The following is a 15,189-nucleotide window of genomic DNA, read 5'->3' on the forward strand; positions in this document are numbered from 1 at the left end:
TAGTCCCCGCCCGAGCGGGGGTAGTCCCGTACTGACATACGACCAACGGAGTCCCCGTGTCGCTGCCACCCCTGGTCGAGCCGGCTGCCGAGCTCACCGTAGACGAGGTCCGCAGGTACTCCCGCCATCTGATCATCCCCGACGTGGGGATGGACGGACAGAAGCGGCTGAAGAACGCCAAGGTGCTGTGCGTGGGCGCCGGCGGCCTCGGCTCGCCCGCCCTGATGTACCTGGCCGCGGCCGGTGTGGGCACGCTCGGCATCGTGGAGTTCGACGAGGTCGACGAGTCGAACCTGCAGCGCCAGATCATCCACAGCCAGTCCGACATCGGCCGCTCCAAGGCGGAGTCCGCACGTGACTCCGTCCTGGGCATCAACCCGTACGTGAACGTGATCCTTCACGAGGAGCGGCTCGAAGCCGACAACGTGATGGACATCTTCGGCCAGTACGACCTGATCGTCGACGGCACGGACAACTTCGCGACCCGCTACCTGGTCAACGACGCGTGCGTGCTGCTCAACAAGCCGTACGTCTGGGGCTCCATCTACCGCTTCGACGGTCAGGCGTCGGTGTTCTGGTCCGAGTACGGCCCCTGCTACCGCTGCCTCTACCCGGAGCCCCCGCCGCCGGGCATGGTCCCCTCCTGCGCCGAGGGCGGTGTGCTGGGCGTGCTGTGCGCGTCCATCGGCTCCATCCAGGTCACCGAGGCCATCAAGGTCCTGGCCGGGGTGGGCGACCCGCTGGTCGGCCGACTGATGATCTATGACGCCCTGGAGATGCAGTACCGCCAGGTCAAGGTCCGCAAGGACCCGAACTGCGCGGTCTGCGGCGAGAACCCCACCGTCACCGAACTCATCGACTACGAGGCCTTCTGCGGCGTCGTGTCCGAGGAGGCGCAGCAGGCGGCGGCCGACTCGACGATCACTCCGAAGCAGCTCAAGGAGTGGATCGACGAGGGCGAGAACATCGACATCATCGATGTCCGCGAGGTCAACGAGTACGAGATCGTCTCGATCCCGGGCGCCCGCCTGATCCCGAAGAACGAGTTCCTGATGGGCGGCGCCCTCCAGGACCTGCCGCAGGACAGGAAGATCGTCTTGCATTGCAAGACGGGTGTCCGCAGTGCGGAAGTCCTGGCTGTGCTGAAGTCCGCGGGCTTCTCCGACGCGGTGCACGTCGGCGGCGGCGTCATCGGCTGGGTCAACCAGATCGAGCCGCACAAGCCGGTGTACTGAGCTCTGGGCGTACACGTCTCAGCCGTGCCGGTCACGGCTGGACACGCCCCGGCAGTACGGGAGGGGCCGGGCCGCGGACTGCGGCCCGGCCCCTCCCGCTCGTGGTCCCGGGGGCTCAGCCCTGGCAGGTCGTGCCGTTCTCCGGCACGACGCCCTTCAGCAGGTAGTCGTCCGTCACCCGGGTCACGCAGGCGCCGGAGCCGTACGCGCCGTGTCCCTCGCCCTCGTTGGTGACGAGCACGCCGACGCCGTCGCCCAGCTCCCTCGCCATGATCTTCGCTCCCTCGTACGGGGTGGCCGAGTCGCCGGTCGTCCCGACGACCAGGATCGGCGCGGCGCCGGGGGCGCTGACGTCGGGGGTGACGCGCTCACCCGCGGCGGGCCAGCCGGCGCACCAGGAGGCGGTGTCCCAGGCCAGGAACGCCCCGAACACGGGGGAGATCCGGGTGAACTCGGGCAGCAGCCCCCGAGCGTCGTCGACGGTCGGCCGCTCGCTGTTGTCGGCACAGGAGATCGCCCGCTGGGAGTGGGCCATGGTGCTGTAGTGGCCGCTCGCGTCCCGGTCGGTGTACAGGTCCGCGAGGGCCAGAAGCGTGTTCCCGTTGCCTCTCTCCGCCTCCTTCAGAGCCTGCGTCAGATACGGCCAGCTCTCCTCGGAGTAGAGCGCGGCAGCCATGCCCGTGACGGCCAGACTCTCGGTCACCCGGCGTCCGCTGCTGGTGGGGAGCGGCTCGCTGTCGAGCCGCTCCAGCAGCGCCGCCAGCCGTGCGGTGCCGGCCTCCGGCTTCTCGCCGTTCTTCGTGAAGTAGTTGTTCAGCGCCCGCTGGAAGCCGATGGTCTGGTGGCGGGCGTGACCGGCGGTGTCGGCCGTCGGGTCGACGACCGCGTCCAGGACGAGCCGCCCCACCTTCTCCGGGAACAGGTGGGCATAGACGGCGCCCAGCTCCGTGCCGTACGAGAACCCCAGGTAGTGCAGTTTGCCGTCGCCGAGCGCCTGCCGGACGAGGTCCAGGTCCCGCGCGGTGTTCGAGGTGGTGAGGTGGGGGAGCAGCTTCCCGGCCCTGCGGGAGCACGCGCTGCTGAAGTCCTCGGCGCTGCCGATGAGGGCGGCCTCCTCGGCCGGGGTGTCCGGCGTCGCGTCCGTCTCCGTCAGCGACTTCTCCTGCTCCGCGTCGCCCCAGCACACCACGGCCGAACTGCCGCCGACCCCGCGAGGGTCGAAGCCGACCAGGTCGTAACGGGTGTTCAGGTTCGTGTACGCGGTCGCCTGCGCGGAAAGCTGCTCCACCCCGGACGCGCCGGGTCCGCCGAAGTTGAACAGCAGGGAGCCGATGCGTTCGCTCTTGCGGGTCGCCGCCTTGCGGATCAGCGCGACCGGCATCTTCTCGCCGTCCGGCTTCGCGTGGTCGACCGGCACGGTGGCCGTCGCACAGCTCCACTCCGCGGACGGCGGTTCGCCGCCGTCGCGCGCCTCGCACGGACCCCACGTGAGGGAACCCGTGTCCTTCCCGTCGCCGGTGGCTCCGCCGCCCAGCTCACAGCCGGTGACGGCGCCCGCCAGGAGCAGCGCGGCCGCGACCGCCGCTCCCGTACGAATCCGTGTCGGCCTGGGTCCCCCCATGGTGTGCTCCTCGCGCTCTGCCGTGGCGGTCCGACGGCGATGCGTCCGACGTGGGGGCCATCCTAGGCCGAGGGGCAGACCGTGCCGTTCTTCGGGACGGTCCCGGCGAGCAGGTACGCGTTGACCACACGCTGCACGCAGCGGTCGCCGCTGTTGTACGCGCCGTGCCCCTCACCCCGGTACGTGACCTGGACGCCCACGCCCTCACCCAGCGCCTCGGCCATCGCCGCCGTGCCCTCGAACGGTGTGGCCGGGTCGCCGGTGGTGCCGACGACCAGGATCGGCGGCGCGCCCGGGGCGCTGACCTCCGGGTGGTCCCAGGTGCCCGGCACCGGCCACCGGGAGCAGCCCAGCAGCCCCCAGCCCAGGTAGTCGCCGAACACCGGGGAGGCCTCCCGGAACTCCGGCAGCCGCTCCTTCACCTGGTCCACGGTGAACCGCTGCCTGTCGTCCACGCAGTTGATGGCCGCGTTCGCCGCCTGGAGGTTGTTGTACTGGCCGTTCTCGTCGCGGCCGTTCAGCGAGTCCGACAGGGCCATCAGGAGGGCCCCGTTGCCGCCGCCCGCCTCGTCCAGGGCCTCTTCGAGGAAGGGCCAGAAGTCCTGGGAGTACAGGGCCTGGGCGATGCCGTTGGCGGCCTGGGTCTGGGTCAGTTCACGAGTGCCGATGCCCTCGATCGGCTGCTGGTCGAGCCGGGCCAGCAGGTCGATGACGGAGCCCTCGATCTCGGCGGGGGTGCTGCCCGGCAGCGGGCATTCGTCGCCGCGCGCGACGCAGTCCTCCGCGAAGTTGTCCAGGGCGAGCTGGAAGCCCTTGGCCTGGCCCAGTGCCCCGTCGGCGGAGGTCCCCCCGGGGTCGACGACCGCGTCCAGTACGGCCCGGCCGACGGTGGTGGGGAACATGTGCGCGTAGACGGCGCCCAGTTCGGTGCCGTACGAGATGCCGAAGTAGTACAGCTTGGCGTCGCCCAGGACCTGCCGCATCAGGTCGAGGTCCCGGGCGGCGTTCTCGGTGCCGACGAAGGGCAGGATCGCGCCGGAGTTGTCCTCGCAGGCGTCCGCGTACTTCTTGAGCCGATCCGTGAGGTTCCGCTCCTCCGCGGCGTCGTCCGGGGTGGCGTCCTGTGCGAAGAACGCGTCGAGTTCGCGGTCGTCCAGACACTCCACGCCCTGGCTGCGGCCCACCCCGCGCGGGTCGAAGCTGACCAGGTCGTAGCGGCTGCGCAGGGTCTCGTAGTCGGGCGCGAAGGCGGGCAGCCCGGTGATGCCGGAGCCGCCGGGTCCGCCGAAGTTGAAGATGAGCGAACCGATCCTCCGGGACTGGTCGCGGGCCTTGGCCCGGATCAGGCCCAGCTCGATCGTCTCGCCGCCGGGGTCCGTGTAGTCGAGCGGCGCCTCCATGAACGCGCACTCCCAGACCGTGCCGTCCGGGAGCGGACTGGGCGGCGGCTGGTTGCCCTCGGACACCGGGGACGCCGTGCACCGGTGCCAGGACAGCTCCTGCTGGGCGAGGTCCTCCAGCGCGCTCTCGCCGCCGTCCGGGGGCTCACCGCCGCCGCCGTTGCCGCAGGCCGCGGCGACGAGCACCGCGGCGGCGGCGAGTAGGACGGCGGGGGTACGCCTTGCAGGGCGAGTGATCGGCATAGGCCCATGCTCGACGGGCGGCGGGCAGGCCGCCTGCGACGGGCACCCATGCGGGTGGTCGGTCCGGGGGCCGCCCCGGACCCGCTGCCCAGCTTCTACAGAGGCACCACCGTGACCTCCGTCGCCTTCACGCTCACCCACAGCTCCACCCCCTCCGCGATGCCCAGTTCCGCCACCGCGCCCGGCGTCACCTCCGCGACCACGTCGAGCCCGGGCCCCGGCGCACCCGACACCAGCACCCGCAGCCGCGCCCCATGGGCGGTCAGCTCCCGGACCACGCCCTGCCACACATTGCGCGGGCTGCTGCCGGAGGGCCGCGCCCGGTGCAGGGACACCGCCTCGGGCGCGACCACCGCGAGGGCGGACGCCCCGTCCGGGGGCGCCGGCGACACGGCGGTGACCAGCAGGGCGTCCCCGCCGTCCAGGGCGAGGCTCCCGTCCCGTACCGTGCCCGGCCAGGCGTTGCGGCCCAGCATGCGGGCCACCCACGGGGAGCGCGGGTGCCGGGCCACCTCCGCGGGTTCGGCGTACTGGACGAGGCGGCCGTCCTCCAGGACCAGCACCCGGTCGGCCAGCGACACCGCCTCCACCGGGTCGTGCGTCACGATCAGGCACACCCCCGGGAACCCCGCGAGATGCTGCCGCAGGGTGTGCCGTACACGCGCGCGGGTCGTCTGGTCCAGCGCGGCGAGCGGCTCGTCCAGCAGCAGCAGCCTGGGCCGCGCGGCGAGCGCCCGGGCCAGTGCGACCCGCTGGGCCTGGCCCCCGGAGAGCTGGCCGGGTCTGCGGTGGGCGAGCGGACCGACGCCCAGCCGGTCCAGCCGCCGGCCCGCCGCCGCGCGCGCGTGGGCCCGGGAGACACCCTGGGCGCGGAGCCCGTACGCGGTGTTGGCCAGGGCCGACAGGTGCGGGAACAGGGCTCCGTCCTGCGGCACCCACGCGATGCCCCGGCGGTGCGGCGGCGTGTCGGCGAGCTCGGCGCCCCCGAGCCGCACGGACGAGGCCACGGCCCGGGGGGTGAGGCCCAGCAGGGCGCGCAGGAGGGTGGTCTTCCCGGCGCCGTTCGGCCCGACCACGGCGACGGTCGTCCCGGCGGGCACGTCCAGGACGATGCGGACGGCTCCGGTGACCGTGGCGGTGAGGGGCCAGGCTTCACCGGTCTCCTGCGGGGCACCCGCGGCGGCCGTGAGTGTGTCGGCGGGCCCCGGCGGGCCGGGAGGCTCCGGCGCGGCGGAGTCCTCCGGCGCCCTAGCCGCCTCGCGCGCCCCGAGCCAACGCCCTCGCAGCGCCACCAGCACCGCCGTCGCCACGACGAGCAGCAGCAGCGAGACCGCGACCGCGCCCTCCGGGTCGTTCTGGAGCAGCAGGTACACCTGGAGCGGCAGGGTCTGGGTGACGCCCGGCAGGTTCCCCGCGAACGTGATCGTCGCGCCGAACTCGCCCAGCGCCCGCGCCCAGCACAGCGCGGCGCCCGCCACCAGCCCGGGGCCCGCCATCGGCACGGTCACCGTGAAGAACGCCCGCAGCGGTCCGGCGCCCAGTGACGCCGCGGTCTCCTCGTACCGCGGGTGCAGCCCCGCCAGCGCGCCCTCCAGGCTGATCACCAGGAACGGCATCGACACGAACGCCGCCGCCAGCACCGCGCCCCCCGTCGTGAACGGCAGCGTCACCCCGAACCAGTCGTTCAGCATCCCGCCCAGCAGCCCGCGCCGCCCGAACCCCTGGAGCAGCGCCACGCCCGCCACGGTGGGCGGCAGCACCATCGGCAGCATCACCAGCACCCGTACGAGCGCCTTGCCGGGGAAGTCCACGCGGGCCAGCAGCCAGGCCAGCGGCACCCCGAGCAGCAGGGACAGCAGCAGGGCCCAGCCCGACACGACCAGCGACAGCCCGAGCGCCTCCCGTACCGCGGGAGCCGTCAACCGCCCGGGGAGGCCCGCCCAGGGCGCGTTGGCCAGCACCCCCGCGAGCGGCACCAGCAGGAAGACCACCGCCAGCAGGGCGGGCAGCGCCAGCGCGACGGGGACGCGGCGGGGGAGCCCGCGCATGCGGCGTCTCATGGCGTCTCGAAGCCCGCCTCGGCCAGCAGCCGCCGCGCGGCCGCCGACCGCAGCCAGGTCACGAACCCGTCGGCGGCCTCGGCGTCCTCCGAGCCGTCGAGGGCCGCCGCCGGGTACGACGCGACGGCGTTCTGCGCGTCCGGCACGGCGACGGTGCCGACCTCTCCGCCGGCCGCCGCGGCGTCGGTGGCGTACACGAGTCCCGCGTCCGCCTCGCCCAGCCGGACCTTGCCGAGCACGGCCCGCACGTTCGGCTCCTCGGAGACCGGGCGCACCTCCACCCCGGCCCGGTCCAGGATCTGCCTGCCGTACCGCCCCACGGGCACCTCGGGCGCGGCGAGCACCACCTTCAGGTCGCCGCGGGCCAGGTCCTCCAGGCCGCCGATGCCCTCGGGGTTGCCCTTGGCGGTCGCGATGGTGAGCTTGTTGCGGGCGATGACGACGGGATCGCCCGTCTCGTCCGCGAGGCCGTCCATGGTCGTGGTGTCGGCGGTCACGAGGACGTCGCCGGGCGCGCCCTGCCGCACCTGGGAGGCCAGCTCCTGGGATCCGGCGAAGGAGAACACGATCTTCGTGCCCGGGTGCTCCTTCTCGTAGGCGGCGCCGACGTCCTCGAACACGTCCGTCAGGGAGGCCGCGGCCAGGACGGTCACCTGGCGGTCGCCCGTGCCGCCGCCGGAACCGCCGCACGCGGCCAGCGGGACGAGCAGCACGGCGGCGAGCAGTGCGCCCGTGGAACGTCGCATGACAGCCCTCCTGCGCCGCTCAGACCCGGTCGATGTGGACATTGGTCGACTTCACCCGCGCCACCGCCTCGACGCCCACCTCCAGGCCCAGCTCCTCCACGGCCTCACGGGTGAGCAGGGACACCAGGCGGTGCGGACCGGCCTGGATCTCCACCTGTGCGGCCACGTCCCCGAGCTTCACGGCCGTGACGATGCCCGCGAACGCGTTGCGTGCGCTGGTGTAGGGCGCCTCGCCGGGCTCGGTCTCCGCCTGCCGGGCCAGCCCGACGGCGAACGCCGCCAGGTCCGGGCCGTCGACGAGCCGCCGGCCCGTCTCGTCCCGGCGGGTGGGCAGCCGTCCGGCGTCGGCCCAGCGGCGCACGGTGTCGGCGCTCACGCCGAGGAGCCGGGCCGCCTGCTGTGTGCTGTAGGACCTGATGGGTGACCGCATGTGCGGCAATGTAGGCTCGTGTAGGCCGCATCTGCAAGCAAGATCATGGGATCTGCCTGGGAGATGCAACCCTCGTGGTGGGAACCTACAGCGAGGCGGGGTGCGTCCGTCCGGGGTGGGCTACAGCGCGCCCTTCCGGGTCAGGTAGTTGAACGAGAACCAGCCCGGCAGCACCGGCAGCCACAGCGTCAGCAGCCGGTACAGCAGCACCGCGGGCGCCGCCACCTCGCTCGGTACGCCGGCCAGCAGCAGACCGCCGTACAGGGCGCCCTCGACGGCGCCCACACCGCCCGGTGTCGGAGCGGCCGAGCCGATCGCGTTGCCCGCGAGGAACACCACGGCGAGGCTGGCGTAGCTCAGCGGCTGCTCCCCGTCCGCGAACGCCCGGATCGACGCGTCCAGGCACAGCACGAACATCGCCGTCAGCAAGAGCATGCCGCCGATGCCGGTGAGTAGCTTCCCCGGCCGCTGGAGCACGTCCAGCATGCGCGGCACGACCCCCGCGAACAGCGACCGCAGCCGTGTCGACACGAACTTGCGCAGCGCCGGGATCGCCGTCACGACCAGCACCAGCACCGCGATCGTCAGCAGGCCCGCGATGACCGACCGGGACGGCGTCAGGTCACCCTGCGACCGTTCCGTCCCGGTCAGATAGCCGAACAGCAGCAGAAGCAGGATGTGCGCGCCCAGACCGAACAGCTGGGAGGCTCCGACACTGGCGACCGCCAGGCCCGGCCGGATCCCGGACCTCTGCAGGAACCGCGTGTTCAGCGCCACACCGCCGACCGCCGCCGGAGCGACGATCTTCACGAACGACCCGGCCACCTGCGCCACGACCGTCCGCCGGGCGGACACCCGCTCCGGTACGAAGCCCAGCAGGCTCATCGCCGCCGCGAGGTACGTCAGCGCCGAGAACACGGCGGCTGCCGTCACCCAGCCCCACGAAGCGTCGCGGATGCTCGACAGCGGGACGCTGGCGATCTGCGACAGCAGGAAGTAGGCGGCGACGGCGCCCGCGAGGAGACTGATGAGCGTGCGCGGCCTGATCCGCTCCAGGCGCACCGGCTCGACCGGTGCCTGTGGCCGGATCAGCAGCACCTGGCGGCGGATCTGCGCCAGCAGGTCCTCCTCCCGGGCCCCGTGCAGGGCGTCCTCCAGGGCCCGCTTCTCGGCCTGCTTCTCCGCCCGGGCGGCCTTGCGGTCCGCCTTCGTGGGGGCCTGGCCCTCACCCGCCGCCCCGGAAGTGGCGAGCCGGGCCTGCTTGGCGGACTCCGAGGCCTTCAGCAAGGCGTCCCGCTGCCGCTGGGACCGCTCGCGGGCCAGCCGGCGCAGCGTCGCGCGGGTGGACCGGGACAGCGCGATCGGCTGGAGCAGCGGCAGGCAGTCCGCGACCTTGTCCGGCCCCAGCACCTCCAGGGCCACCGCCACCGCCCGCTCGGCGCCCACGCGCAGTCCCAGTGTCGTCAGCAGCTGCGCGATGTCCATGCGCAGGATCAGGTCTCCGGCGGCGATCTCACCGCCCCGCAGATCCGTGATCACCACCTTGCCGGAACGATCCACCAGCAGGGCGTCGCCTGCCAGCCTGCGGTGCGCGATACGGCGGGACTGCAGGGCTCTGACCTGCTCCCAGCAGCCCCGCATCACCTGGTCGGTGACCTCCGCGTCGGCCAGCGAGTCCAACGGCCGGCCCGCCCGGTGCTCATACACCAGCATCACGGCGTCCGGGCCCAGCTCGGATGTCGCGATCAGCTTCGGCGCGTTCGCCCCGGCCGCGATCGCCGCGTACGCCAGCAGCGCCTCCTGCTCCAGTGCCTGGCGCAGCGACTGGATGGAGCGGCGGGTGGTGAAGCCGCGCAGGGTGAGGCGGCGCCAGACCCGGTAGAAGAAGCCGTGCGCCTGCTGCTCCCGGTCGACGACGGTCACGTCGAGGGGGGAGCCCTCCTCCAGGGTCACGATGTAGCGGCGGCCCCGGTCGCCCTGCTCGGCGGTCTCCGGAACCCCGGCTTCCGCTCGCATGGCCGACACCGGGCGGAAACCCACGTGGCGCAGCCCGGCCAGCAGGGTCTGGCCGGTGGGGCGGACGTTGGGGGTGCCGACGGTGTAGAGGGTGCCGTACGCGACGGTCCAGCCGATCAGGATCGTCAGGATGATCGAGAGCGGGGTCGTGTAACCGGCGACGAGCATCGTGAACGCGTCGAGCAGGATCACCGTCCACAGCAGGAACCGCCAGCGCGGTCTCCGGGCCATGCCCACGGCCGCCATGTACGCGATCACCGGGGCGAGGTAGCCGTGGACCGGGTCGGTGAGCCCGCCGCCGGTCTGGGGGCGGGTCAGCGCGTCCTGGATGGTGCCGGGGGCGGCTCTGGCCACCCACAGGTCCGTGGCGAGGGTCACCCCGTGCGCGAGGACGGCCGCGAGGACGCCGTCAGCGATGCGCAGGCCGTCCCGTTTGATGAGCCGCTCGATCGCGAACGCCACGGGGACGAGCAGCACGGCGATGCTGGACACCAGCCCCGCGACCTTGACGAACACGTCGGGCGCCTGTCCGGTGCCCTTGGTGATGTCCTCCTCCAGGCCGGTCGTCGTGCCGTGCGCGAACGCGGCGATGGCGAGGACGACGGCGATGCAGAGGACGCCGACGAGGAGGCGGAGGAGGTCGGACGGCCGGTGCACGCGTGCGGCGAGCAGGGGTTCGTCGCCGTCGACCCGGTCGTTCGGACCGTCGGCGGCGGAGTCTCCGCCACCGGTTCCGCCGTCGCCGGGGCCGTTGTCGGCGGAGCCGTTCCCGGTCGTGCCGCTCCTGGCACGGACGCCGTTGCTGCGGCCGCTCGGCGCCGGGCCGCTCGGCGTCGGACCGCCGTCGGCGGCGCCCCTGCCGGAGCCGTTCGGCGTCAGACCGCCGGGGGAGCGGGAACCGGTTTCCGGGTGTGGCTCGGCGTCAGGAGTGCTCGCCGTCTCCGCAGGCTGCACGTCCTGTCCCTCCGCCTTCTCTGACTCTTCTTGATCTCGTATCACCAGTCACCGCCCGGAAGATGGTGGCATGACCGGGAGGCGCAGGACCGCATCAGGGTCGGCCGACCGGGTCGCTGTCGCAGTCGTGCGCGTGGTGCAGGATGGACCGGATGGACCGGAAGACCGCCGAGGAGGCCGTGGGAGACATGGAGGCCGAGGACCCCGGGCAGCGGGCCGCCGACCGGCTGCCCGACTACGCGGAGCGCGTACTGGAGACCGCGGAGTCCATCCCGCCCGGCCGGGTGATGACCTACGGGGACGTCGCGGAGTGGCTGGGAGAGGGAGGGCCCCGTCAGGTGGGGCGCGTGATGGCGCTGTACGGCGGCGGAGTGCCCTGGTGGCGGGTCGTACGGGCCGACGGCAGGCTGCTGCCCGGCCACGAACTGCGGGCGCTCGCCCACTACCGCGGGGAGGGCACACCGCTGAGGGACGCGGCCGCGGCGCACACCGACGGGACCCATCTGCCGCGCCTCGACATGCGCCGGGCCAGATGGGACGGCGACGACCCCGGCCGCTCGATGGCCCACAATTGACAGCTTCCGCCATCCGGCGGGCCGGTGCCCACTCACCACCGCTCCTTCACCCTCGCGACACCCACCGGCGACAGCCCGCACACCGACGACCAGCCACCCACCGACGACGCACCCACCATCAGCGCGTCCAGCACCAGGACCGGCGATCCACGTGAGCTCCTCCTCCACCACCCGGCGAGCGCCGTACCAGCCGTACCCCGATCCGGTACGGCACCGGTCGCCGGGCGCGTACCGGCTGGTACGCACCCCGCCGGGCCCGGTGACCCCTCCCCTCCTGGACGCAGCACAGCGCGCGGTGGTTGACCACCCGGGCGGTCCCCTCCTGGTCCTCGCCGGACCCGGCACCGGCAAGACGACGACCCTGGTGGAGGCGGTCGCCTCCCGCGTCGAGCAGGGCGCCGACCCGGACCGGATCCTCGTCCTCACCTTCAGCCGCAAGGCGGCCGTGGAGCTCCGCGACCGCATGACGGCCCGGCTGCGGGGCGCACGAGGCCCCCGAGGGCCCGTCACCCCACCCCAGGCGACGACCTTCCACTCCTACTGCTACGCCCTCGTACGGGCCCACCAGGACGCCGAGCTGTTCGCCGAGCCGCTGCGGCTGCTGTCGGGCCCCGAGCAGGACGTCACCGTGCGCGAGCTGCTGGCGGGGCAGCTCGACCTGGAGCGGGCGGGGCTCGCGCGGATCGGCTGGCCGGACGAGCTGCGGGCCTGCCTGACGACGCGGGGCTTCGCCGACGAGGTACGGGCCGTCCTGGCCCGCTCCCGGGAGCTCGGGCTGGGCCCGCGTGCCCTGGCGGACTTCGCGAGACGGACCGGGCGGAAGGACTGGTCGGCGGCGGCGGAGTTCCTGGCGGAGTACCTGGACGTGCTGGACATGCAGGGCGTCCTCGACTACGCGGAGCTGGTGCACCGCGCGGTGCTGCTGGCGCGGGAGGTGACACTGCCGTCCTACGACGCGGTGTTCGTCGACGAGTACCAGGACACCGATCCCGCGCAGGTACGGCTCCTGCGGGCGCTGGCCGGGCGGGGCGAGACGCTGTACGCGTTCGGGGACCCGGACCAGTCGATCTACGCGTTCCGGGGGGCCGACGTCAACGGCATCCTGGACTTCCCCCGCACGTTCCGCCGCGCGGACGGCACTCCGGCCCCGGTCGCCGTACTCCGGACGTCCCGTCGCGCCCCGTCGGCGCTGCTCTCCGCGACCCGCCTGCTCACGACGCGCATGCCGCTGCGGGGCCTGCCGGGCGACGCGGTCCGCGCCCACCGGGAGCTGGTGCCGGTCCGCGAGGGCGGCCGGGTGGAGACGTACACCTTCCCGACCGCGTCGACGGAGCTGGACAACATCGCGGACATCCTGCGCCGCGCCCACCTGGAGGACGGCGTCCCCTGGGGCGACATGGCCGTGCTCGTCCGTGCCGGAGGCCGCTCCCTGCCGCCGCTGCGCCGCGCCCTGACCTCGGCGGGCGTCCCCCTGGACATCGACGGCGCCGACCTGCCGCTCCGCCACGAGCCCGCGGTGACCCCACTGCTCCTGGCCCTCCGCGCCGCGGCGACGGCCGCGGCGGGCTCCCCGGGTGCCGGCGCCTCCGAGACCGGCGCCCCTGGTGCCGTGCCTGTGGCTGACGTCTCCGGTGCCGCCTCGGAACCGGGCGCGCGTCCCGCACCCGGGCCCGCCACCGCGGGTCCCGGTACCGGTGACGGCGCCGACGAGCCCGCCGCCACCGGTCTCGCTCCCGGGCAGGCCGCCGCGCGCCGCGTCTCTGAGCCCGCCGCCACCGTTCTCGCCGCCGCGGATCCCGCCGACGGGACCAGCTCCCCGGCCCCGCGTCCCGCCGGCCCCGCAGCCGTACCCCCCGCCCACCCGGCGGGGCCCGGGGCCGAGCACGCGGACGCCCCGACGGCTCCCGGGCCCGACTGGCTCGACACCGACACCGCGCTCACCCTCCTCGCCTCCCCCCTCGGCGGCATGGACGCCGCGGACCTCCGCCGCCTCGGCCGCGCCCTCCGCGACGAGGAGCGGGCCGCGGGGACGAAGGTGCCCGCGCCCTCCGACACCCTCCTCACCCGCGCCCTCGCGCAGCCGGAACGCCTCATCGCCCACGACACCTACGCGCGCGGGGCGCGAGCCCTCGGCCTCCTCCTCCACCGCACCCGCGAGCTCCTCGCCGCCGGAGGCACCGCAGAAGAGGCCCTCTGGGAACTCTGGAGCGGCACCAACTGGCCCACCCGCCTCCACAACGCGGCGCTCCGCGGCGGCGCCGCCGGCCGCAACGCCGACCGCGACCTGGACGCCGTCTGCACCCTCTTCGACGCCGCCGCCCGCGCGGAGAAGCGCACCGGAGGCCGCGGCGCCCTGAACTTCCTGGCAGAGCTGGAAGCCCAGGACATCGCCGCCGACACCCTCACCAAACGCCGACCCGTCCGCCCCGACGCGGTCCGCCTCATGACCGCGCACCGCGCCAAGGGCCTGGAGTGGAGCCTCGTCGTCGTCGCCGGAGTACAGGAGGGCCTCTGGCCCGACCTCCGCCGCCGCGGCTCCCTCCTCGAAGCCGACCGCATCGGCCGCGACGGCCTCGCGGAACCGCTCCCCCCGGGTGCGCTCCTCGCAGAGGAGCGCCGCCTCTTCTACGTCGCCGCCACGCGTGCGAGGCACCGGCTCGTCGTCACCGCGGTCAAGGCGTCCGCCGAGGACGGCGACCAGCCCTCCCGCTTCCTCACCGAACTCGGTGTCGAGCCCAGGGACGTCACCGCGCGCCCCCGCCGCCCCCTCGCCGTCGCCGCGCTCGTCGCGGAACTGCGTGCCACCACCGTCGACCAGGCCGCCTCCCCGGCGCTCCGCGACGCCGCCGCCCGCCGCCTCGCCCGGCTGGCCGCGCTCACGGACCACGAGGGCCAGCCCCTCGTCCCCGCCGCCGACCCGCACCGCTGGTGGGGACTGGACGACCCCACCCACGCCACCGCGCCGCTCCGGGACCGCGACCTGCCCGTCACCCTCTCCGGCAGCGCCCTGGACCAGCTCGTCCACACCTGCTCCCTCCAGTGGTTCCTGGGCCGCGAGGTCAAGGCCGACGCCCCCGCCACCGCCGCCCAGGGCTTCGGCAACGTCGTCCACGTCCTCGCGGACGAGGTCGCCTCCGGCAGGACCCCCGCCGACCTGGCCGTCCTCATGGAACGCCTCGACCGGGTGTGGGAGGCCCTCGCCTTCGACGCCCCCTGGAAGTCCGCGCAGGAGAAGGAGCACGCGCGCGTGGCGCTGGAGCGCTTCCTGCGCTGGCACGTCATGGACCGCGGCGGCCGTGCCCCCGCCGCCACCGAGCACGGCTTCGACATCACCCTGGAGGCGGGTGAGTACCGGGTACGGATCCGCGGCTCCATGGACCGCGTCGAACGCGACGAACACGGCCGTGCCTACGTCGTCGACTTCAAGACCGGCCGACAGACCCCCACCAGGGACGAGGTCGCCCGCCACCCCCAGCTGGCCGTCTACCAGCTCGCGGTCCGCGAGGGCGCCGTCGACGAGGTCTTCGACGGCCGCCGCCCCGAGCCCGGCGGGGCCGAACTCGTCCACCTCCGCCAGGCCGCCCCCAGGAAGGAGGGCGGGGACGCCCTCCCCCGTGTCCAGCCTCAGGCACCGCCCGCCGACGACTGGGTGGCCGGTCTCCTCGCGGCCGCCGCGGGCCGCGTCCTCGACGAGCGCTTCACCCCCACCACCGGCCAGCACTGCACCACCTGCACCTTCCGCGCCTCCTGCAGCGCCCGCCCCGAAGGCCGCCACATCGTGGAATAGGAGTGTCCGGCGGATCATGCCGAGGCCCGGGCCGGTGCGCGCCTGCCGCCGGTGAGCGGTCTCCGGTGCGTGCGTACGGACGGCGGAGGAGGGTGCCGAGGCGGCGGGGACCCGTCAGCCGA

The 15,189-nt window shown here is 74.0% G+C and carries 9 protein-coding genes; 3 read left to right on the plus strand and 6 right to left on the minus strand.

Going from position 1 to position 15,189, the window contains the following annotated elements; translation table 11 throughout:
* Window positions 1-56 precede the first annotated feature (56 nt).
* Window positions 57-1,235, plus strand: a complete 1,179-nt coding sequence (moeZ, locus tag I3F58_RS17530; protein ID WP_240109555.1) for an adenylyltransferase/sulfurtransferase MoeZ — start codon at window positions 57-59, stop codon at window positions 1,233-1,235.
* 115 nt (window positions 1,236-1,350) lie between these two features.
* On the opposite strand, the gene I3F58_RS17535 is transcribed toward moeZ, so the two are convergent.
* From I3F58_RS17535 to I3F58_RS17560, 6 genes are all read right to left on the minus strand, one after another.
* A complete protein-coding gene (locus tag I3F58_RS17535) occupies window positions 1,351-2,856 on the minus strand; it encodes an alpha/beta hydrolase (protein WP_240109556.1) in 1,506 nt (501 codons plus the stop codon).
* A gap of 62 nt (window positions 2,857-2,918) precedes the next feature.
* Window positions 2,919-4,499, minus strand: coding sequence for an alpha/beta hydrolase (locus I3F58_RS17540; protein WP_240109557.1), 1,581 nt, complete (start codon window positions 4,497-4,499; stop codon window positions 2,919-2,921).
* A gap of 95 nt (window positions 4,500-4,594) precedes the next feature.
* Entirely contained in the window at window positions 4,595-6,559 is a 1,965-nt protein-coding gene (locus I3F58_RS17545) for an ABC transporter permease (protein ID WP_374207991.1), read from the minus strand.
* Entirely contained in the window at window positions 6,556-7,305 is a 750-nt protein-coding gene (gene modA, locus I3F58_RS17550; protein ID WP_240109559.1) for a molybdate ABC transporter substrate-binding protein, read from the minus strand. The genes I3F58_RS17545 and modA overlap by 4 nt, the downstream gene beginning before the upstream one ends.
* Window positions 7,306-7,324: 19 nt before the next feature.
* Window positions 7,325-7,735, minus strand: coding sequence for a molybdopterin-binding protein (locus I3F58_RS17555; RefSeq protein ID WP_240109560.1), 411 nt, complete (start codon window positions 7,733-7,735; stop codon window positions 7,325-7,327).
* A 120-nt stretch (window positions 7,736-7,855) separates the two neighbouring features.
* Window positions 7,856-10,705: a lysylphosphatidylglycerol synthase domain-containing protein gene (locus I3F58_RS17560; RefSeq protein ID WP_240109561.1), complete on the minus strand. Its 2,850-nt coding sequence runs from the start codon at window positions 10,703-10,705 to the stop codon at window positions 7,856-7,858.
* Window positions 10,706-10,893: 188 nt separating this feature from the next.
* Between I3F58_RS17560 and I3F58_RS17565 the strand changes: the two genes are divergently transcribed.
* A complete protein-coding gene (locus I3F58_RS17565) occupies window positions 10,894-11,280 on the plus strand; it encodes an MGMT family protein (protein WP_240109593.1) in 387 nt (128 codons plus the stop codon).
* 151 nt (window positions 11,281-11,431) lie between these two features.
* The gene (locus I3F58_RS17570; RefSeq protein WP_240109562.1) at window positions 11,432-15,067 is read left to right on the plus strand and encodes an ATP-dependent DNA helicase; all 3,636 of its coding nucleotides are present in this window, start codon (window positions 11,432-11,434) and stop codon (window positions 15,065-15,067) included.
* The last annotated feature ends 122 nt before the right edge of the window (window positions 15,068-15,189 follow it).

The sequence above is a fragment of the Streptomyces sp. MUM 203J genome (assembly GCF_022414595.1).
GTDB lineage: Bacteria > Actinomycetota > Actinomycetes > Streptomycetales > Streptomycetaceae > Streptomyces.

Coding starts and splice junctions, on each gene's coding strand:
- modA (WP_240109559.1), bottom strand. CDS start 7,305: ATGCGACGTTCCACGGGCGCACTGCTCGCCGCCGTGCTGCTCGTCCCG.
- I3F58_RS17540 (WP_240109557.1), bottom strand. CDS start 4,499: ATGCCGATCACTCGCCCTGCAAGGCGTACCCCCGCCGTCCTACTCGCC.
- I3F58_RS17565 (WP_240109593.1), top strand. CDS start 10,894: ATGGAGGCCGAGGACCCCGGGCAGCGGGCCGCCGACCGGCTGCCCGAC.
- I3F58_RS17535 (WP_240109556.1), bottom strand. CDS start 2,856: ATGGGGGGACCCAGGCCGACACGGATTCGTACGGGAGCGGCGGTCGCG.
- I3F58_RS17555 (WP_240109560.1), bottom strand. CDS start 7,735: ATGCGGTCACCCATCAGGTCCTACAGCACACAGCAGGCGGCCCGGCTC.
- I3F58_RS17545 (WP_374207991.1), bottom strand. CDS start 6,559: ATGAGACGCCGCATGCGCGGGCTCCCCCGCCGCGTCCCCGTCGCGCTG.